This window comes from Amorphus suaedae, assembly GCF_053629675.1.
In genome coordinates, this window is the sequence record NZ_JBRJIT010000001.1 from 354,741 (window position 1) to 372,667 (window position 17,927).

At 69.5% G+C, this 17,927-nt stretch carries 16 protein-coding genes; 11 read left to right on the top strand and 5 right to left on the bottom strand.

Annotation, left to right across the window (positions count from 1 at the left end; translation table 11 throughout):
* Window positions 1-23 precede the first annotated feature (23 nt).
* Entirely contained in the window at window positions 24-902 is an 879-nt protein-coding gene (galU, locus tag AB7M35_RS01620; protein WP_453956691.1) for a UTP--glucose-1-phosphate uridylyltransferase GalU, read from the bottom strand.
* Window positions 903-1,266: 364 nt separating this feature from the next.
* Here galU and eno point away from each other — a divergent pair, with 364 nt between their 5' ends.
* The 6 genes from eno to AB7M35_RS01650 all read left to right on the top strand — a co-directional run bounded on the left by eno (window position 1,267) and on the right by AB7M35_RS01650 (window position 8,276).
* A complete protein-coding gene (eno, locus tag AB7M35_RS01625; RefSeq protein WP_453956693.1) occupies window positions 1,267-2,544 on the top strand; it encodes a phosphopyruvate hydratase in 1,278 nt (425 codons plus the stop codon).
* Between the two features lie 354 nt (window positions 2,545-2,898).
* Window positions 2,899-3,231, top strand: a complete 333-nt coding sequence (locus AB7M35_RS01630) for an FtsB family cell division protein (RefSeq protein WP_453956694.1) — start codon at window positions 2,899-2,901, stop codon at window positions 3,229-3,231.
* Window positions 3,232-3,469: 238 nt separating this feature from the next.
* On the top strand, window positions 3,470-4,642 hold the full coding sequence (gene pdhA / locus AB7M35_RS01635) for a pyruvate dehydrogenase (acetyl-transferring) E1 component subunit alpha (protein ID WP_453956696.1): 1,173 nt from the start codon (window positions 3,470-3,472) through the stop codon (window positions 4,640-4,642).
* Window positions 4,643-4,712: 70 nt separating this feature from the next.
* Window positions 4,713-6,173 (top strand): pyruvate dehydrogenase complex E1 component subunit beta, encoded by a 1,461-nt coding sequence (locus AB7M35_RS01640; protein ID WP_453956698.1) that lies wholly within the window; start codon window positions 4,713-4,715, stop codon window positions 6,171-6,173.
* A gap of 26 nt (window positions 6,174-6,199) precedes the next feature.
* The gene (locus AB7M35_RS01645) at window positions 6,200-7,624 is read left to right on the top strand and encodes a pyruvate dehydrogenase complex dihydrolipoamide acetyltransferase (protein WP_453956699.1); all 1,425 of its coding nucleotides are present in this window, start codon (window positions 6,200-6,202) and stop codon (window positions 7,622-7,624) included.
* Window positions 7,625-7,673: 49 nt separating this feature from the next.
* Window positions 7,674-8,276 carry a GNAT family N-acetyltransferase gene (locus tag AB7M35_RS01650; RefSeq protein ID WP_453956701.1) on the top strand — a complete coding sequence of 201 codons (603 nt, stop codon included), beginning with the start codon at window positions 7,674-7,676 and terminating at the stop codon, window positions 8,274-8,276.
* A 69-nt stretch (window positions 8,277-8,345) separates the two neighbouring features.
* On the opposite strand, the gene AB7M35_RS01655 is transcribed toward AB7M35_RS01650, so the two are convergent.
* On the bottom strand, window positions 8,346-9,503 hold the full coding sequence (locus tag AB7M35_RS01655; RefSeq protein WP_453956703.1) for a DUF3095 family protein: 1,158 nt from the start codon (window positions 9,501-9,503) through the stop codon (window positions 8,346-8,348).
* Window positions 9,504-9,734: 231 nt separating this feature from the next.
* Between AB7M35_RS01655 and lpdA the strand changes: the two genes are divergently transcribed.
* The 3 genes from lpdA (at window position 9,735) to AB7M35_RS01670 (ending at window position 12,572) form a co-directional block, all read left to right on the top strand.
* A complete protein-coding gene (lpdA, locus tag AB7M35_RS01660; RefSeq protein ID WP_453956704.1) occupies window positions 9,735-11,174 on the top strand; it encodes a dihydrolipoyl dehydrogenase in 1,440 nt (479 codons plus the stop codon).
* Between the two features lie 195 nt (window positions 11,175-11,369).
* A complete protein-coding gene (locus tag AB7M35_RS01665; protein ID WP_453956706.1) occupies window positions 11,370-12,167 on the top strand; it encodes a hypothetical protein in 798 nt (265 codons plus the stop codon).
* A 45-nt stretch (window positions 12,168-12,212) separates the two neighbouring features.
* On the top strand, window positions 12,213-12,572 hold the full coding sequence (locus AB7M35_RS01670) for a winged helix-turn-helix domain-containing protein (RefSeq protein WP_453956708.1): 360 nt from the start codon (window positions 12,213-12,215) through the stop codon (window positions 12,570-12,572).
* Between the two features lie 27 nt (window positions 12,573-12,599).
* Here AB7M35_RS01670 and AB7M35_RS01675 read toward each other — a convergent pair whose 3' ends face one another.
* Complete coding sequence (locus AB7M35_RS01675) at window positions 12,600-13,535, bottom strand: polyprenyl synthetase family protein (protein WP_453956710.1); 936 nt, start codon at window positions 13,533-13,535, stop codon at window positions 12,600-12,602.
* 405 nt (window positions 13,536-13,940) lie between these two features.
* On the opposite strand from AB7M35_RS01675, the gene AB7M35_RS01680 reads away from it, so the two are divergent.
* Both AB7M35_RS01680 and AB7M35_RS01685 read left to right on the top strand, forming a co-directional pair.
* The gene (locus AB7M35_RS01680) at window positions 13,941-14,177 is read left to right on the top strand and encodes a putative signal transducing protein (RefSeq protein ID WP_453956712.1); all 237 of its coding nucleotides are present in this window, start codon (window positions 13,941-13,943) and stop codon (window positions 14,175-14,177) included.
* A gap of 4 nt (window positions 14,178-14,181) precedes the next feature.
* The gene (locus tag AB7M35_RS01685) at window positions 14,182-14,979 is read left to right on the top strand and encodes a tRNA1(Val) (adenine(37)-N6)-methyltransferase (RefSeq protein WP_453956714.1); all 798 of its coding nucleotides are present in this window, start codon (window positions 14,182-14,184) and stop codon (window positions 14,977-14,979) included.
* Window positions 14,980-15,116: 137 nt separating this feature from the next.
* Here AB7M35_RS01685 and AB7M35_RS01690 read toward each other — a convergent pair whose 3' ends face one another.
* Both AB7M35_RS01690 and AB7M35_RS01695 read right to left on the bottom strand, forming a co-directional pair.
* Entirely contained in the window at window positions 15,117-15,995 is an 879-nt protein-coding gene (locus tag AB7M35_RS01690; RefSeq protein ID WP_453956716.1) for a 4-(cytidine 5'-diphospho)-2-C-methyl-D-erythritol kinase, read from the bottom strand.
* 10 nt (window positions 15,996-16,005) lie between these two features.
* Window positions 16,006-17,781 carry a tetratricopeptide repeat protein gene (locus AB7M35_RS01695; RefSeq protein WP_453956718.1) on the bottom strand — a complete coding sequence of 592 codons (1,776 nt, stop codon included), beginning with the start codon at window positions 17,779-17,781 and terminating at the stop codon, window positions 16,006-16,008.
* Between the last annotated feature and the right edge of the window lie 146 nt (window positions 17,782-17,927).

Here is a 17,927-nt window from a genome sequence, read left to right on the forward strand (position 1 = left end):
GGATCGCCTGCCGGCGCCGGGAATCAGATCCCCAAAAGCCGCTTCAGCTCGGCGTGGAACGGGGCGGCCAGGTCGTCGCGGTCGAGCGCGTAGGCGACGTTGGCGGCGAGGAAGCCGACCTTGGAGCCGCAGTCGTAGGTGTGGCCCTTGAAGCGCAGGCCGTAGAAGGCCTGCTCGGCCATCAGCGTCAGCATCGCGTCGGTGATCTGGATCTCGCCGCCGGCACCCTTTTCCGTGGTCTCCAGCAGCTTGAAGATCTCCGGCTGCAGGATGTAGCGGCCGGTGATGATCAGGTTCGACGGCGCGGTGCCCTTCGGCGGCTTCTCCACCATGCCGGTGACCTTGAACACGTCGCCGCTGCCCTCGATCTCGACGACGCCGTACTGGTGGGTCTGCTCGGCCGGGACCTCTTCCACGGCGATGACGTTGCCGCCGCCCTTGTCGTTGTAGACGTCGATCATCTGGGCGAGGCAGCCCGGATCGGAGTGCACCAGCACGTCGGGAAGCAGCAGCGCGAACGGCTCGTCGCCGACGAGATCGCGGGCGCACCAGACGGCATGGCCGAGTCCCAGCGGCGCCTGCTGGCGGGTGAACGACACCGTGCCGGCCTCCGGCTGGGCGCTCTTCACCTCTTCCAGCCGGTCGAGCTTGTCGCGCTCGCGCAGCGTCTGCTCGAGCTCGTAGGCGATGTCGAAGTGGTCCTCCAGGATCGCCTTGCCGCGCCCGGTGACGAAGATGAATTTCTCGATCCCCGCCGCCTTCGCCTCGTCGTAGACGTACTGGATCAGCGGCCGGTCCACGACGGTGAGCATTTCCTTCGGCATGGCCTTCGTCGCCGGCAGAAACCGGGTTCCGAGGCCGGCGACGGGAAACACGGCGGTGCGGATCGGGGCAGGGGCCATTTTTGCGTCTCTCGCTGTAATCGGTCGATGAACGGGCATGGGTTCGGAAAATGCGACCGGGCGCCTTTCGTTCGGTTGTGTTAGCAAACGGAGGGGCCGCCTGTCATGGAATTCGCGCCCAGGACGCGGGCAGATGCCCGTTTCGGTTGCTTCCCGCCCACTTCTTCACCGTTGGCTCGGTGCGGCCCATCGGCGCCCAACCCGCTCATTCCGATCACATTTCGTGCGTTCGCCCCGGTGACATCGTCATCTAAGGGTTCAAGCCGCTCAAAGGTTGGGCTATGGACGGGGCCGACGCTGCCGCTGCCCAGGGCGGGCTCGCGGCGCGCGCACGTCCCCTTCGTCCCAGTTTCCGGAGATCCCAATGACCGCGATCATCGACATCATCGGCCGCGAGATCCTCGACAGTCGTGGCAACCCGACCGTCGAAGTCGATGTCCATCTCGAAGACGGCACGATGGGCCGTGCGGCGGTTCCGTCCGGCGCGTCCACCGGCGCCCACGAGGCGGCCGAGCTGCGCGACGGCGGGTCCCGCTACCAGGGCAAGGGCGTGCAGGAGGCGGTCGCCTCGGTGAACGGCGAGATCTTCGATGCGATCGGCGGCCTGGAGGCCGAGGACCAGGTCCACATCGACGAAATGCTGATCGCCCTCGACGGCACCGACAACAAGGGCCGCCTCGGCGCCAACGCCATTCTCGGCGTGTCGCTGGCCACCGCCAAGGCCGCCGCGATCGCCGCCAACCTGCCGCTCTACCGCTACGTCGGCGGGGTGTCTGCGCGCGAGCTGCCGGTGCCGATGATGAACATCATGAACGGCGGCGCCCACGCCGACAATCCGATCGACTTCCAGGAATTCATGATCATGCCGGTCGGCGCGCCGAGCTTCTCGGAGGCGCTGCGGGCGGGCGCGGAGGTGTTCCACACGCTGAAGGGCCAGCTCAAGAAGGCCGGTCACTCCACCAACGTCGGCGACGAGGGCGGCTTCGCCCCGAACCTGCCGTCCGCCAAGGCAGCCCTGGACTTCATCATGTCGGCCATCGAGACTGCCGGCTACAAGCCGGGCGAGGACATCTGCCTCGCGCTCGACTGCGCGGCGACCGAGTTTTTCAAGGACGGCAAGTACGCGCTCGAGGGTGAGAACCGCAGCCTCGACGGCGCGGGCCTGGCCGACTACCTGGCCGAGCTCGCCGACGCCTATCCGATCGTCTCCATCGAGGACGGCATGGGCGAGGACGACTGGGAGGGCTGGGCCGCGCTGACCGAGCGCCTCGGCGATCGCTGCCAGCTCGTCGGCGACGACCTGTTCGTCACCAACACCGAGCGGCTGGCGAGCGGCATCGAGAAGGGCATCGCCAACGCGATCCTCATCAAGGTGAACCAGATCGGCACGCTGACGGAGACCCTCGACGCGGTCACCATGGCCCACAAGGCCGCCTACCGGGCCGTCATGTCCCACCGCTCCGGCGAAACCGAGGACACCACCATCGCCCATCTGGCGGTGGCGACGTCCTGCGGCCAGATCAAGACCGGGTCGCTCGCCCGCTCCGACCGGCTGGCCAAGTACAACGAGCTCCTGCGCATCGAGGAGGAGCTTGGTCCGCAGGCGGTCTATCCGGGACGTTCGGCGCTGAAGGCCGGCTGAGAACGCGCCGTCGCGCGGCGCCACGGTCGATCCCGGCCGGCGCCGAGATGGAATCGGGGAGCGGGCGCCGGTCCGCTCCGCGCGATCCCGGAACGGGTGATCTTCAAGGGGGCTTCGGGTCGGTTCGGCCCGAAGCCCCCGTTGATTCAGGGCCGGGCGCGACGGCGTCGGAAGGTCGGGGCGCGGCGGAAAAGCGTCGGCTGTCCACAGGGGCGGCCCGAGAGCAACCCCTCGTTAAGAGGGAGCTGGCATAAAGGACGCGGGTTCCTGTTCCTGCGTTTCGAGTATTGGCCCCACATGGCTACCCGCCACCGTCGCCCCACCTTCCTGTCCCGTCTCCCGGCACCCGTCCTGATGATCGCGATGATCGTCTATTTCGGCTGGCACGGGGTGCACGGCGAATACGGAATCCGGGCCCGTCTGAAGTTCGATACCGAGATCGCGCGGCTCATCGAGCAGCGCGACGCGATCGTTGCGCGGCGCAAGGAACTCGAGAGCCGGGTGGCGCTGCTTCAATCCGCCGCGATCGATGCCGACATGCTCGACGAGCGTGCCCGCGCCAATCTCAATCTCGCCCAGCCCGACGAGATCATTATCTACACGTCCCCGGCGCTCAGCTCCGGCGGTTCGTACGGCCAGGGCCTCCCCGAGACGCTCGCTCAGGCTGGAAGTCTGTCCCTCCAGTAGACCGCTCCGCGGACCGGGCAGGGCAGCCTCCCGAAATCTGCAGTCCAAATCCGCGCGCCCGTGTGGCTAGTGTGCGCCATGAGTTGCCGCCAACCCTTTGACGGGGTTGGATTTGGTCGCTCTGGCTTACGCTGCACTGCAATATTGAATCCCCGCCACCGGTGCGGCCTTTCGCACGAGCCGCCCCTTCGCTAATGTCCGTCCGACCCGCCGCGAACGAACGCCGGAGAGAGCCCTGATGGCCGAGAAGAAACCGACCACGAGCCGCAAGCGATCCTCGCGAACGAGCGCATCGACGGGCAGCAGCGACGACGCGCGCAAGCCGGCCGCGTCTCGCGCCGCCAAATCCTCCACCTCCCGCGCGACGAAATCCACGCCGTCCCGCTCCAGCGCCGCCAAGTCCGGCGGTGCCAAGACCGCCACCGCCAAGTCGGCCACCGGCGAGACGGTGCGGTTCACCAAGGACGACGATCTCTACGCCTACCGGGAGATGCTCCTCGTACGTCGCTTCGAGGAAAAGGCCGGCCAGCTCTACGGCATGGGCCTGATCGGCGGCTTCTGCCACCTCTACATCGGCCAGGAGGCCGTCGTGGTGGGCATGCAGATGGCGCTGAAGGAAGGTGACCAGATCATCACCGGCTACCGCGACCACGGCCACATGATCGCCTGCGGCATGGAAGCCAAGGGCGTGATGGCGGAGCTGACCGGACGCCGCTCGGGCTATTCCAAGGGCAAGGGCGGTTCGATGCATATGTTCTCCGTGGAGAAGAACTTCTACGGCGGCCACGGCATCGTCGGCGCGCAGGTGCCGCTCGGCACCGGCCTCGCCTTCTCCAACAAGTACCGCGAGAACGGCGCCGTCTCGATCACCTATTTCGGCGACGGCGCGGCCAACCAGGGCCAGGTCTACGAGAGCTTCAACATGGCGAAGCTCTGGAGCCTGCCGGTGGTCTACGTCATCGAGAACAACAAGTACGGCATGGGCACCTCCATCGAGCGCGCCTCGTCGACGACGAACCTGTCCCATCGCGGCGCCTCCTTCGACATTCCCGGAGAGCAGGTCGACGGAATGGAGGTTCATGCGGTCCGTGCCGCCGGTGCGCGCGCCATCGCGCATGCCCGTGACGGCAAGGGTCCGTACATCCTGGAAATGCTGACCTACCGCTATCGCGGCCACTCGATGTCGGACCCGGCGAAGTACCGGACCCGCGACGAGGTCAACAAGATGCGGACGGAGCACGATCCGATCGAGCATCTGCGGGCGCGCCTCATCGAGGAACACGGGATCTCCGAGGACGACGTCAAGAAGATCGACAAGGAGGTCCGCGACATCGTCAACGAGGCCGCCGAGTTCGCCCAGTCGGATCCCGAGCCGGATCCGTCGGAGCTGTGGACCGACATCGTCCGATGAGCACCACGCGCCGTACCTTCGCTGACCACAGCGCACGACCCCAGACGATTCCTGCTGACGGGAGCCTCTAATGCCGACCGAAATCCTGATGCCGGCGCTCTCGCCCACGATGGAAGAGGGCAAGCTCGCCAAGTGGGTGAAAAAGGAAGGCGACAGCGTTGCGGCTGGCGACGTGATCGCGGAGATCGAGACCGACAAGGCCACGATGGAAGTCGAGGCGGTCGACGAGGGCACCCTCGGCAAGATCCTCGTCGAGGAAGGGGCCGAGGGCGTGAAGGTCAACACGCCGATCGCGCTGCTGCTCGCCGAGGGCGAGGACGAGAGCGCGCTCGAGGGCGGTGCCGCGTCGAAGTCGGACGACGGTGAGAAGGCCGAAGCGCCGGCTCCCGCGGCCGAGGCCGACGAGAAAGAAGATGACGACAAGGACGACGGCGAAGGCGCCCTCGGCGCCAAGGCGACCAAGGTGCCGCCGGCTCCGTCGGTCGGGCCCGCGCCCGCCGAAAAGACCTGGACCGGTGGCGATCCGGAGATCCCGGAAGGCACCAAGATGGTGTCGATCACGGTGCGCGAGGCGCTCCGCGACGCCATGGCCGAGGAAATGCGCCGCGACGAGGCCGTCTACGTCATGGGCGAGGAGGTTGCCGAGTACCAGGGCGCCTACAAGATCACCCAGGGCCTGCTGGCAGAGTTCGGCGCGCGCCGCGTCGTCGACACGCCGATCACCGAGCACGGCTTCGCCGGCCTCGGCGTCGGCGCCGGCTTCGGCGGCCTGAAGCCGATCGTCGAGTTCATGACCTTCAACTTCGCCATGCAGGCGATGGACCAGATCATCAACTCCGCCGCCAAGACCCACTACATGTCCGGCGGCCTGATCGGCTGCTCGATCGTGTTCCGCGGGCCCAACGGCGCGGCCGCCCGCGTCGCCGCCCAGCATTCCCAGGACTACGCCTCCTGGTACGCCCACGTTCCCGGCCTCCGGGTGATCCAGCCCTATTCGGCGGCGGACGCGAAGGGCCTGCTGAAGGCCGCCATCCGCGATCCGAACCCGGTGGTGTTCCTGGAGAACGAGATCCTCTACGGCCACACCTTCGAGGTGCCGGACATGGACGACTTCGTCGTGCCGATCGGCAAGGCGAAGATCGAGCGCAAGGGTAGCGACGTCACCATCGTGTCGTTCGGCATCGGCATGACCTACGCCATGCAGGCGGCCGAGGAACTGGCCAAGGAAGGCATCGAGGCGGAGGTGGTGAACCTGCGCACGATCCGTCCCATGGACATCGAGACGGTGGTGGAATCGGTCAAGAAGACCAACCGCTGCGTCACGGTGGAAGAGGGCTGGCCGGTCTGCTCGATCGGGTCTGAGATCTCGGCGCGGCTGATGGAGATGGCCTTCGACCATCTCGACGCGCCGGTGCTCCGGATCACCGGCAAGGACGTGCCGATGCCCTACGCCGCCAACCTCGAAAAGCTTGCCTTGCCGACGGTCGCGGAAGTGATCGAGGCAGTGAAAGCTGTGACCTACACGGCCTGAGTCCAGGTTCCGGGAGACGACGCGCCATGCCGACACCGATCCTGATGCCCGCCCTGTCGCCGACGATGGAGACGGGGACGCTTGCCAAGTGGCACGTGAAGGAGGGCGACACCGTCTCGGCCGGCGACATCGTCGCCGAGATCGAGACCGACAAGGCCACCATGGAAGTCGAGGCGGTGGATGAAGGCACCGTCGGCAAGCTCCTCGTCGCCGAGGGCACCGCCGACGTGCCGGTGAACCAGCCGATCGCCATGCTGCTCGAAGAGGGCGAGGACGCCAGCGCGCTCGACGGCGCCGACGCCTCCGCGCCGAAGGCCGAGAAGAAGGCCGACGAGCCGAAGGCCGAGAAGCCCGCCGAAGCGGCGCCGCCGGCCAAGGCCGCCGCGCCCGACGCTCCCGCCAAGGCCCAGGCGCCGGCCGCCGGCGAGGGCGTCACTCCCTCCATCCCGCCGGCCGCGCCGAAGGCCAACGGCGACGGCCGGGTGTTCTCCTCGCCGCTCGCCCGCCGGCTGGCTGACGAGAACAAGATCGACCTCGCGCAGCTCTCCGGCTCCGGCCCGCACGGCCGGATCGTCAAGCGCGACGTGGAGGAAGCCATCGAGAAGGGCGTTCCGGCCGCCGCCGCCAAGTCGGCCCCGGAAAAGGCCGCCGGCGCCGCTCCGGCAGCAGATGGGGCGAAGGCGCCCGCCGCGCCGGCGCCGAGCGCCGGCATGACCGACGACCAGGTCCGCGCCATGTACGAGGAGGGCAGCTACACCGAGCTTCCCCACGACGGCATGCGCAAGACCATCGCGCGCCGCCTGACCGAGGCCAAGCAGACCGTTCCGCACTTCTACCTGACCGTCGACGTCGAGCTCGACGCGCTCCTGAAGCTTCGGAGCGAGCTCAACGCTGCCGCGCCGAAGGACAAGGACGGCAACCCGGCCTACAAGCTGTCGGTCAACGACTTCGTCATCAAGGCGCTGGCCAAGGCGCTGGTCGCTGTGCCGATGGCGAACGCCACCTACACCTCCACTGCGCGGCTGCTGCACACCCACGCCGATGTCGGCGTCGCGGTGTCGATCCCGGACGGCCTGATCACCCCGGTGATCCGCCAGGCCGACGTGAAGCCGCTGTCGGTCATCTCCAACGAGATGAAGGACTTCGCCAAGCGCGCCCGCGACAAGAAGCTGAAGCCGGAGGAATACCAGGGCGGCACCACCGCGGTGTCCAACCTCGGCATGTACGGCATCCGCGAGTTCGCCGCCGTCATCAACCCGCCCCAGAGCACCATCCTGGCGGTCGGGCAGGGCGAGAAGCGCCCGGTGGTGAAGGACGGCGCGCTGGCCATCGCCACCGTCATGAGCGCGACGCTCTCGGTCGATCACCGGGCCGTCGACGGTGCGCTCGGCGCGGAACTGCTCGCCGCGTTCAAGCCGCTGATCGAAAACCCGATGGCGATGCTCGTCTGACGGCCGGCGCGGACCCTCCGCGCCGCTCGCCGATCGGTCCGATGCGGCCATGCCGTCCATCCGCCCCGCCCGGACATCCGATGCCGCAGCGCTCGCCCGCCTGATCGACATCGCTGGCGAGGGCATCCCCAGCTATTTCTGGACGTTCTCGGCCACCGGCGGCCTGACCCCGCTCGACGTGGGCGCGACCCGGGCGGCGCGCCCGACCGGCGGCTTCTCCTACCGCAACGCCCATGTGGTGGACGTCGACGGCGCCCCCGTCGCAATGCTGCTCGGCTACCTGCAGAGCGAACACGACGAGCGGGTGCCGGTGGACGAGCTGCCGCCGTTCGTGCGGCCGCTGCTGGAGCTGGAGGCGCGCACGGTCGGTACCTGGTACCTCAACGCGCTGGCGACGCTGCCCGAGGCGCGCGGCAGGGGATTCGCCGGCCGGCTGCTGCCGCTTGCCAACCGGCTGGCCGGCAGGGTCGGCGCGGACACGGTCACCCTCGTCGTCAACAGCGTCAACGCCGCCGCCTGGCGCCTCTATGCCCGCCACGGGTTCGTCGAGCGCGAGCGGCGCAAGGTGGTGGCGATGCCGGGCCGGCGCCCGAGCGACGGAGATTGGGTGCTGATGGCGCGCCGCGTCGGCGCCGCCGTGCCGGCCGCCTGAACGAAGCCATCCAAGTCCCTGACAAGACGGGCCTTTATGTGGTCTTGACCGATCGTCTGGCGGCGCGCTTCAGGCGTCGGCCTTGAGGCTGGCGGCGGCCGCCGCGTAGCCGCCCTCTGCGCCGTCTACGAAGTGGAAATGGGTGTTGGTCATCACCGACGGCACGAAGCAGGTCATCACCGCCGACTGCTGCCGCAGCAGGCCGTAATCGAGAACGCCGGCCGCGCGGGCGCTCTTCAGGATCGCCTCGATGCGCTCGACCGTTTCCGGGGCGCAGTCCACGGTCATCCGCACGCCGTCCTGGTACTTGCGGAAATCGGCGTTTAGCGCCGTGTACTTGCGGTAGACCGCCGGATCGAACTGGCCGAGTGTGCGCCGCGTCCGGTCGAGCACGAACGCCAGCAGCGCGATGGCGCTGATCTTCAGCTTCTGCAGCGCCAGCGAGCGGGTGCCGCGGGTCGCCCGGGCCTCCAGCTCCAGCCCCTCCGGCGGCCAGGCGAAGGATGGGCCATCGTCGGCGACCGGCCTGCCGCCGCGCTCCGACGCCTCGATCACCTCGATGAGGCGGTGGACGACCTCCCGGAAGGCCGGGTCGTTGTCGTCGTCGCTCGGCGGCACCGCCAGGATCGTCAGGATGGTGCCGTGTTGGGGCTCCAGCGCCTTCCAGCGGCAAGAGAGCCCCTCCAGGTCCGGCCGCGTCCCGGGGGGCGCCAGGTGGGCGGGCAGGCGGCCCGCCTTCATCTCCCGTTCCGCCCAGGAGACGCCGCCGCCGGAAAACAGCGCATAGGTCATCGCGTCCGACGCGGCGAACCGCGCGACGCGCACGTCGTGGCCGGCCCGGCGGATCTCGGCGATCGAGACGGTGGCGGTCCGCAGCGTCAGGTCCAGGTCCTCCTCCACCCAGCGCGCCGTGGCGGCGAGCGCGGCCTCGGCGGTCGCGCGGGCGGCCTCCGGCAGCGCCAGCGCCGTTCCGTCGCCGCCGAAGATGAAGGGAAAGGAGGCGTCCCCGTCGAGCGCGTTGATGACGGCGGCGATCGCCGCCGCGCCCGCCATGTTGACGGCCTTGTAGCGCCCGTCGCGGATCGCATCGGTCGACTTCACCACGTCGGTCACCGCCACGAACCAGTCGTCGGGCAGCGGCACGTAGCGCTCGGTGTCGGCCACCGCGGCGAAGTCGGAGAACAGCGGCAGGTCGGAATAGGCCTCGTAGATCTGCGAACGGGACACTGGGCGAGCGCCTTTCCTGAGCCGGAGCCGAGAGTAGGGCTATTTGGTCGGCGATGTCGCGCGGCAAGGGGCGATCGCCGCTGGAATCGATTGCACGGTGCATGGCAGGTCCGCCGCCGCGCCGGGTCCAAATCGCCGCAACGGGCTCGACAAGCCGGTCCGAACGGTGCTGAAAGGGTAGGCAACCGGTGCCGGAACGACCGGCGGGGACGAAGCAGCAAGGAGAGCTCGATGGCCGACGGGTATGACGTGATCGTGATCGGAAGCGGGCCGGGCGGCTATGTGACCGCGATCCGGGCGGCACAGCTCGGCCTGAAGACGGCCATCGTCGAGCGCGAGCACCTCGGCGGGATCTGCCTCAACTGGGGCTGCATTCCGACGAAGGCGCTCCTGCGCAGCGCCGAGGTCTTTACCAACTTCAACCACGCCAAGGAATTCGGCCTGTCCGCCGAAAAGGTCGGCTTCGACATCGGCGCCGTGGTGAAGCGCTCGCGCGGCGTCTCCGTGCAGCTCGCCCAGGGCGTCGGCTTCCTGATGAAGAAGAACAAGATCGACGTGATCTGGGGCGAGGCGACCATCTCCAAGCCCGGCGAGGTCGTGGTGTCGGAGATCAAGAAGAAGCCGATGGAGCCGCAGCCCCCGGTGCCGAAGGGCACGCTGGGCAAGGGCACCTACACGGCCAAGCACGTCATCGTCGCGACCGGGGCCCGCCCGCGCGTGCTGCCGGGCCTGGAGCCGGACGGCAAGCTGATCTGGACCTACTTCGAGGCGATGGTGCCGCCGACCATGCCGAAGTCGCTGATCGTCGTCGGCTCCGGCGCGATCGGCATCGAGTTCGCGTCGTTCTACCGCCAGATGGGCGCCGAGGTCACCGTGGTGGAGGTGCTGCCACAGATCCTGCCGGTCGAGGACGCCGAGATCGCCGCCCACGTGCGCAAGCGTCTCGAGAAGCAGGGCATGAAGATCCACACCGAAGCCAAGGTGACCAAGGTCGACAAGGGCTCTGACGGCGTCACCGCGACGGTGGAGATGAAGGGCGGCAAGACCGAGACCATCAAGGCCGACCGTCTGATCTCGGCCGTCGGCGTCGTCGGCAACATCGAGAATCTCGGCCTTGAGAAGCTCGGCGTGAAGACCGAGCGCGGCTGCGTCGTCATCGACGAGTTCGGGCGCACCAACGTGAAGGGCGTCTACGCCATCGGCGACGTGGCCGGACCGCCGATGCTCGCCCACAAGGCCGAGCACGAGGGCGTCATCTGCGTCGAGAAGATCGCCGGCCATGACGCCCATGCCATGGACAAGCTGAAGATCCCGGGCTGCACCTACTGCCAGCCGCAGGTCGCCTCCGTCGGCCTGACCGAGGCGAAGGCCAAGGAGACCGGCCGCGAGATCAAGGTCGGCCGCTTCCCGTTCATCGGCAACGGCAAGGCGATCGCGCTCGGCGAGCCGGAGGGCCTGGTGAAGACCATCTTCGACGCCAAGACCGGAGAGCTGCTGGGTGCCCATCTGGTCGGCGCGGAGGTGACCGAGCTGATCCAGGGCTTCGTGGTCGCGATGAACTGCGAGACGACCGAGGAAGAGCTGATCGAAACCGTGTTCCCGCACCCGACCCTGTCGGAGACGATGCACGAGAGCGTCCTCGACGCCTTCGATCGCGTCATCCACGTCTGACGTCCCGCCGGTCGGGCAGGCGCCCGACCGACCGCCTGAAACGCCCCGCCGGCCCCGCGCCGGCGGGGTTTTTTCGTGGCGACGCGCCGCCGCGACCGGAGAACCAATTCGGCATTCGCAACAGGCGGTTGATGCGTCTCGCGCCGGCCGTGTTATTAATCGCGGCGGGCAGGTCGGCGACGGGGAAACACGAACATGGGCATCTTGGTCAGGGCGGTTCAGCTCGCGGCGGCGATCGTCGTGCTGGTGGCCGCGTGGTTCGCCGTCTATCGGCCGGTCGTGTTCCAGTCCTATTTCCCGCAGCCGAAGATGGAGGCGCCGGCGCCCGACCGCAGCTTCTCGCGGGTGGAGACGCAGGTGCTGGAGACGGTGCAGTCGAGCCACGACGTCCTGCGCGACGCCAATGCCGCCATCGAGGCGCTGACGCGCCAGCTCGCCGCCACCAACGAGAAGATGGAGGACGTGATTGCGGCCGCCGGACTGTCAGAGGATGAGGCCGCCAGCGCGATGGCCGTCACCGGCGAGAACGACGCGCTGATCGCCGCCTCGGCGGAGGTGCAGAAGGCCGTGAAGGCCACCGCGCTTGCCGCGGCGTCCCAGGCGGACGTCGCCGTGCGCGCGGCGGGCACCGACGACGAGGTAGCGGTCGCGGCGCTGATGGCCGGGCAGACGGATGGCGGCGCGGAGAGCGATGCCGGCGCCGCCGCGATGACCCCGCGCTGGGGCATTGTCTTCGGCGCGGAACTCACCCAGCCGGCCGCCGAGCGCCTGGTGGAGCGGGCGACGCGGGACCATCAGAACGACGTGGCGCGGCTCTACAAGCGCAACGGCTTCATCCGCGGCGTCATGCAGTATCCGACCCACGCCGCCGCCATGCAGGACCTTGCCTCGCTGCGCGACCGGGTGAACGCGGACGCCTACGTCGTCTCGCTCGAGCGCTGGTGCGCCGGCGGGCAGGAGGAGATCGAGGGCGTCATCCAATGCGGCCCGTGACCGGCTGCGCGGGAACGGGGCGGGGGCCCACCGGAGTGATCAGCCGTGCCAAGGGGTGAGGCGGCGAAGGCCGTGCTGCGGATCAGGATCGACTTTCCCGACCGGCCGTCGCTCGGTCCGGGCAAGATCCGTCTGCTCGAGACCATCGACGAGGTTGGCTCGATCTCGGCCGCGGCGCGGGCGATGGAGATGTCCTACCGGCGGGCCTGGCTGCTGGTGGAGGAGCTCAACGGTATGTTCGCCGGCCCGCTCGTCACGACCCAGCTCGGCGGCAAGCGCGGCGGCGGGGCGGCCGTGACCGACGCCGGCCGCAATGTAGTGGCTCACTACCGCGAACTCGAGGAAGAGGCCGCCCGGGCGACGGCGCCGCTGCTCCAGGGCATCGAGGGGATTTCCGGGGCCTGACGGCCGCCGGCCGATCGGCGGGTCGCCTCAGTAGGTGCGGGAGATCGAGAATTCCACCACGTCGGCGAGGATGTCGCGCAGCGGCGAGGGCGGTACCTGCTTCACCGCCTCGATCGCCTTGGCCCCGAAGGCGCGGGCCTGCTTGATGCTGTCGTCGATCGCGCCGGACGCGTTGACCTTCTCGATCGCCGTCTCCAGGTCGCCGTCGCGGATCTCGCCCGCCTCGATGCAGCGGCTCCAGAACGCCCGGTCGGCCTCGTTGCCGCGCTGGTAGGCGTAGAGCACCGGAAGCGTCGCCTTGCCTTCGCGGAAATCGTCGCCGGTGTCCTTGCCGAGCAGGGCGGCGTTGCCGGAATAGTCGAGCACGTCGTCGACGAGCTGGAAGGCGAGGCCGAGGTTGAGGCCGTACTGGCGCATCGCCTCCTGGATCGCAGCCGGCTGGCCGGCAATCACCGGGCCCACTTCGGTCGCGGCGGAAAACAGCGCTGCCGTCTTCGCCTCGATCACCGCCATGTAGTGGGCTTCGCCGTTGGCGAGGCTCTTGGCGCCGGAAAGCTGCAGCACCTCGCCCTCGGCGATGACCGCGGAGGCGCTGGCGAGGATGCGCAGGCATTCCAGCGAGCCCGCCTCGACCATCATCTTGAAGGCCTGGCCGAGCAGGTAGTCGCCGACCAGCACGCTCGCCTGGTTGCCCCAGATCACCCGCGCCGCCGGCTTGCCCCGGCGCACCGCGCTGTCGTCGACCACGTCGTCGTGCAGCAGCGTCGCGGTGTGCATGAACTCCACGCTCGCCGCCAGCTTCACGTGGTCCGCGCCGTCGTAGCCGAACAGCTTGGCGCTCGCGAGCGTCAGCATCGGCCGCAGCCGCTTGCCCCCCGACGACACCAGATGGTTCGCCACTTCCGGAATGAGCTCGACATTGGAGCCGGCCATATCCAGAATCAGGCCGTTGACCTGTCCCATGTCGCTCGACACGGCTTGCACGAGGCGCTCTACACTGCTCTCGCCTGATCGTAGGTCAGCGGCAACGTTGCCAATCGACACGCGGCACCATCCTTCTGATTGCCTCTGCCGGGACATTAAGCAGGGCGCGAAAGCTCCCGCAACCCCGCGGGGCCGGCAGGCAGCCATACCGATTGTCACATCTTGCGGTGGCGGGCATCGTGCGGGAGAGGGCGGACCCGCGGGGCCGTCTCCGATTCCCCGCATCCCGGGGCGCGGGAGGTCGGGGCAAAGGCTGTCCGCCTGGCCGGTTTCGGCAAAAGCGGAAGGACGCGGCAACGATTCTGGCGCGAAGCCATTTCATACGGGCCGGTTCGCTCTCCCGAGGGTGCCGGCATCAGGACGCACAGGACAGGCGAGGACGTTTTGGACGAACTTCTGAGAACCAACGACATGACGCTGATCGCCTTCGTGGAATCGCTGCTGAAGGAGGCCGCGATCCCGTATCAGGTGTTCGACCAGAACATGAGCGTCATCGAAGGCTCGATCGGCATCCTGCCGCGCCGGGTCCTGGTCGCCTCGGACCGGCTGGCCGAGGCGCGGACGCTCCTGAAGGACGCCGGCGCGGGCGACGACCTGCCGCCCGAAGCGTCCGCGCGCTGACGCCGTGAGCGGGGCCGCACCGGCTGAAACGGCGGCGGAGCGGACCGTCGACCGCTTCCTCTCCGGCGCGTTCTCCCTCATCCAGGCGGCGCGCGGCGCCCACCGGTGCGGCTCCGATGCCATCCTGCTGGCGGCCATGCTGCCGTCCGACAGCCATGGCCATGTGGTCGACCTCGGTGCCGGGCCGGGCGCCGCCGGCTTCTCGGTCGCCTGCCGCACCGGGGCGCGCGTCAGCCTCGTCGATGTGGACGCCCAGGCGCTGGCGTTCGCGCGCGACAGCCTGGCGCTGCCGGAGAACGCCGGCTTCGCGGATCGCATCGCGCTCTGCCTCGCCGACGTGGCCGGGCCGGTCGCGGCGTTCGAGGCGGCCGGGATGGTCGCCGGCGGCGTCGATCACGTTATCGCGAACCCGCCCTTTTTCCGGCCCGGGCTGCACCGGGCCGCCCCGTCGCCCGACCGGGCGCGCGCCCGCATGCTCGGCGCCGACGGGCTGGCGCCGTGGCTGCGGCGCGCCGCGTCGCTGCTGCGCACCGGCGGAACCCTCAACCTCATCCTGCCCACCGAGCTGCTGCCGCACGTCATCGCCGGCGTCGACGGCCGCTTCGGCGCGCTCGACGTGCTGCCGGTGCATCCGCGCGCCGGCATGGCTGCCGACCGGGTGCTGGTGCGCGGGGTGAAGGCGTCGCGCGCCGCCATGCGGATCGTGCCGGGGATCGTCATGCACGACGGCGACGGCGCCTACAGCGCCGCCGCGCGCGCCGTCCTGCGCGCCGGCGAAGCGATCGCCTGGCCGCCGCGCTAGCGCCGCACGCGGCCTCTCCGCCCGTCTGAGGGCCCGGAAATAGCCGCGCAATCAATGCCTTGAGGAGTTTCTTTTAGCCGGGCAGGGCGCATCGAACCCGTCCGGCGGGGATCTGCTCCCGGTCGGCGCACCCGCCGTCAGATCGCGCCGGCGGCCGTCCACCAACCCGGCCGGGCGCGGGCGATCGCCGCCCCGGCATGGCGCGCCCGCGCCGCATCCGGATAGAGCCCGAAGCACGTCGCCCCCGACCCCGACATCCGGGCGAGCCGGCAGCCGTCGCTGGCGCCGAGCGCAGCCAGCACCTCGGCCACCTGCGGCGCAAGCTCCGTGGCGGGCGCCTGCAGGTCGTTGCGCGTCGTCCCGAGGTAGCCCGCCAGCGCCTCCAGATCCTGGAAGCGATTGGGCAGCGGCGGCAGCGGGGCGTTGTCGCGCGCGGCGAGCGCGGCGAACACGGCGGGGGTGGAGACGGGGACGCCGGGGTTCACCAGCAGCAGGCCGGCCGCGGGCAGCGCCGGCAGCGGCGTGAGCCGCTCGCCGATCCCTTCCGCGCGCACCGGCGTCTGGTCGAGGCACATGGGCACGTCGGCGCCCAGCGTCCCGGCGATGCGCCGCAGCGCCTCGGTGCCGGGGGACAGGCCCCACAGGCGGCAGAGCGCGCGCAGCGTCGCCGCCGCATCGGCCGACCCGCCGCCGATCCCGGAGGCGACCGGCAGGTGCTTGTCCAGCGCGATGATCGCGCCGCGGGGTGTGTGAGGTGAACAGATGGCCGCAAGTGCCTGCGCCGCCTTCAGGACCAGGTTGTCCGGCCCGGCGGTGAGGGCGTCGGAGAACGGTCCGGACAGGCTCAGTGTCACGTGCCCGTCCGGGCGCGCGGCAATCTCGATGTGATCGGAAATCGTGGGAAAGACGACCAGGCTGTCGAGCAGGTGGTAGCCGTCGGCGCGGCGCCCCACGATGTGGAGCGCCAGGTTCACCTTCGCCCTGGCGGCCTCGCGGACGGGTCCGGAGGGATCCATCGCGCGGCGCCTACTCCTCGGTCTTGGCCGGGGTCGCTGCGGCCGCGTCGGTCTTCGGCTCGCTCAGGCCGTCCTTCAGCTTCGCCTCGATGGCCAGCCGGTCCTTGTCGGTCGGATCCAGGTCCAGCGCGTGGTTCCACTGGAACATCGCCTCGAGCTTCCGCCCGACCTGCCAGTAGGCGTCGCCCAGATGGTCGTTGATGACCGGGTCGCCGGAGCGCAGCTCGACGGCGCGCTCGAGTTCCTCCACCGCCTCGTCGTAGCGGCCGAGCCGGTAGTAGGCCCAGCCGAGGCTGTCGACGATGTAGCCGTCGTCGGGGCGCTGGCTGACCGCCTTCTGGATCATGTCCACCGCCTCGTCGATGTTCATGTGCTTGTCGACCCAGGAGTAGCCCAGGTAGTTCAGCACCAGCGGCTGGTCCGGGTAGAGCTCCAGCGCCTGCTTGAAGTCGGCCTCGGCCTCGTCCCAGTGGTCGGTGCGCTCGTTGGAGATCCCGCGGAAATAATAGAGCGTCCAGTGGTCGCGGGTCGGCTCGTCGATGGAGGCGATGCCCTGGCTGTAGACCTCCCGCGCGCCGGCGAAGTCCTCGTGGCTGCGCAGCACGTTGCCGAGCGCCACGACGGCGCTCAGGTCGCTCGGATCGGCATCGACGATCGGCTCGAGCTGCGCCTTGGCGCCGTCGAAGTCGTCGTCGGCGTTCAGGTTCAGGCCGATCTGGATCGCGGCGGCGTCGGCGAGCGGCGACGAGGCGGGAATGGTGCGGTAGATGCCGACCGCGTTGTCGTACTGCTGCATGCTCTCGTAGAGCGAGGCGAGCGAGAACGCCGGCAGGTCGGTGTCGGGCCCCAGGTGGATCGCCAGCTGCAGGTAGCCGGCGGCGTATTCCTGGCCGCCTTCCTGGCCGACCGCGACGCCGAGGCCGTAGAGCGCCTCGGAGGCGCCGCTGGCGGCGCTCTCGATCTGCGGCGCCACGTCGCCGGCCGCGAGCTCGGCCTTCAGCGCCTGCACGAGCGGATGGTCCCCGCCGGCCGCGATGTAATCGTCGACGACCTTCTCGGCCTCGGCGGTGCGGCCGTCGCGGGCGAGCGCCCGGGCGTAGGCGTCGAGGACGCGCAGCGCGCGCGGATCGTTGTCGAGCGAGGTCTTCAGCCGCTTCACGGCCTCGTCGTGCATGCCCGCCATGTCGGCGATCAGGCCGGCGTGCAGCGTGGTGAAGGTCCGGAACCAGTCCGGCCCCTCGAGGTCGTCGAGGGTGGCGAGCGCCTTGTCCGAGTTCTCCTCCGCCGCGTAGCTCCAGGCGGCGAGCAGCGCCGCGGTCAGCTCCGGCAGCGGCGAGCCGGTCGAAAGCGGCGCCAGCGCCGCGCGGGCGGCCTCGGGATCGCCGTTCGACAGCGCGTCGACGGACAGGGTGAGGGCGGCGAGCTGGTTCGTCGGGTCGCTCGCGGCCAGGTCGTCGGCGAACTCCACCGCCTCCGGCAGCGCGCCGCTTGCCACCAGCAGCATCACCGTGCGGTCGAGCAGCAGCTCGTTTTCCGGGTCGGCGGCCAGCGCGCGCTTGTAGAAGGCGGCGGCCGAGGCGAGGTCCTTCAGGTTGCCGGCATGCCGCGCCGCGAGATAGCTGCCGGCGAGCGTGTTCAGCCCCGAGCTGTCGATCTTGTCGGCGACCTCGGCCCGTGCGTCGACGCCGGCTGCCCCGACGGCGAGGAGCGCCACGGCGAGCACTCGCGCGGAGCGCAGAAACGTGGCCGGCAAAGTGTCGCGGCTGGCGAAAGACAGCAGATTCATCGCGGTCGACTCGTTCGTTCTCATGGGATGAGCGTGACCGGACGATGGGGCTTTTCAATGGCCCGTGCAAGGCGAGCCGGCGTCGCAGCGGCCAAAAACGGGCAGATCGTGCAGGAACCATGTGCGCGGGACTTGCCTTTGCATCG

What these genes read in the sequence shown, in the direction of transcription:
- galU (WP_453956691.1), bottom strand. Translation starts at nt 902, where the DNA reads ATGGCCCCTGCCCCGATCCGCACCGCCGTGTTTCCCGTCGCCGGCCTC.
- eno (WP_453956693.1), top strand. Translation starts at nt 1,267, where the DNA reads ATGACCGCGATCATCGACATCATCGGCCGCGAGATCCTCGACAGTCGT.
- AB7M35_RS01630 (WP_453956694.1), top strand. Translation starts at nt 2,899, where the DNA reads ATGATCGCGATGATCGTCTATTTCGGCTGGCACGGGGTGCACGGCGAA.
- pdhA (WP_453956696.1), top strand. Translation starts at nt 3,470, where the DNA reads ATGGCCGAGAAGAAACCGACCACGAGCCGCAAGCGATCCTCGCGAACG.
- AB7M35_RS01640 (WP_453956698.1), top strand. Translation starts at nt 4,713, where the DNA reads ATGCCGACCGAAATCCTGATGCCGGCGCTCTCGCCCACGATGGAAGAG.
- AB7M35_RS01645 (WP_453956699.1), top strand. Translation starts at nt 6,200, where the DNA reads ATGCCGACACCGATCCTGATGCCCGCCCTGTCGCCGACGATGGAGACG.
- AB7M35_RS01650 (WP_453956701.1), top strand. Translation starts at nt 7,674, where the DNA reads ATGCCGTCCATCCGCCCCGCCCGGACATCCGATGCCGCAGCGCTCGCC.
- lpdA (WP_453956704.1), top strand. Translation starts at nt 9,735, where the DNA reads ATGGCCGACGGGTATGACGTGATCGTGATCGGAAGCGGGCCGGGCGGC.
- AB7M35_RS01665 (WP_453956706.1), top strand. Translation starts at nt 11,370, where the DNA reads ATGGGCATCTTGGTCAGGGCGGTTCAGCTCGCGGCGGCGATCGTCGTG.
- AB7M35_RS01675 (WP_453956710.1), bottom strand. Translation starts at nt 13,535, where the DNA reads ATGGGACAGGTCAACGGCCTGATTCTGGATATGGCCGGCTCCAATGTC.
- AB7M35_RS01690 (WP_453956716.1), bottom strand. Translation starts at nt 15,995, where the DNA reads ATGGATCCCTCCGGACCCGTCCGCGAGGCCGCCAGGGCGAAGGTGAAC.
- AB7M35_RS01695 (WP_453956718.1), bottom strand. Translation starts at nt 17,781, where the DNA reads ATGAATCTGCTGTCTTTCGCCAGCCGCGACACTTTGCCGGCCACGTTT.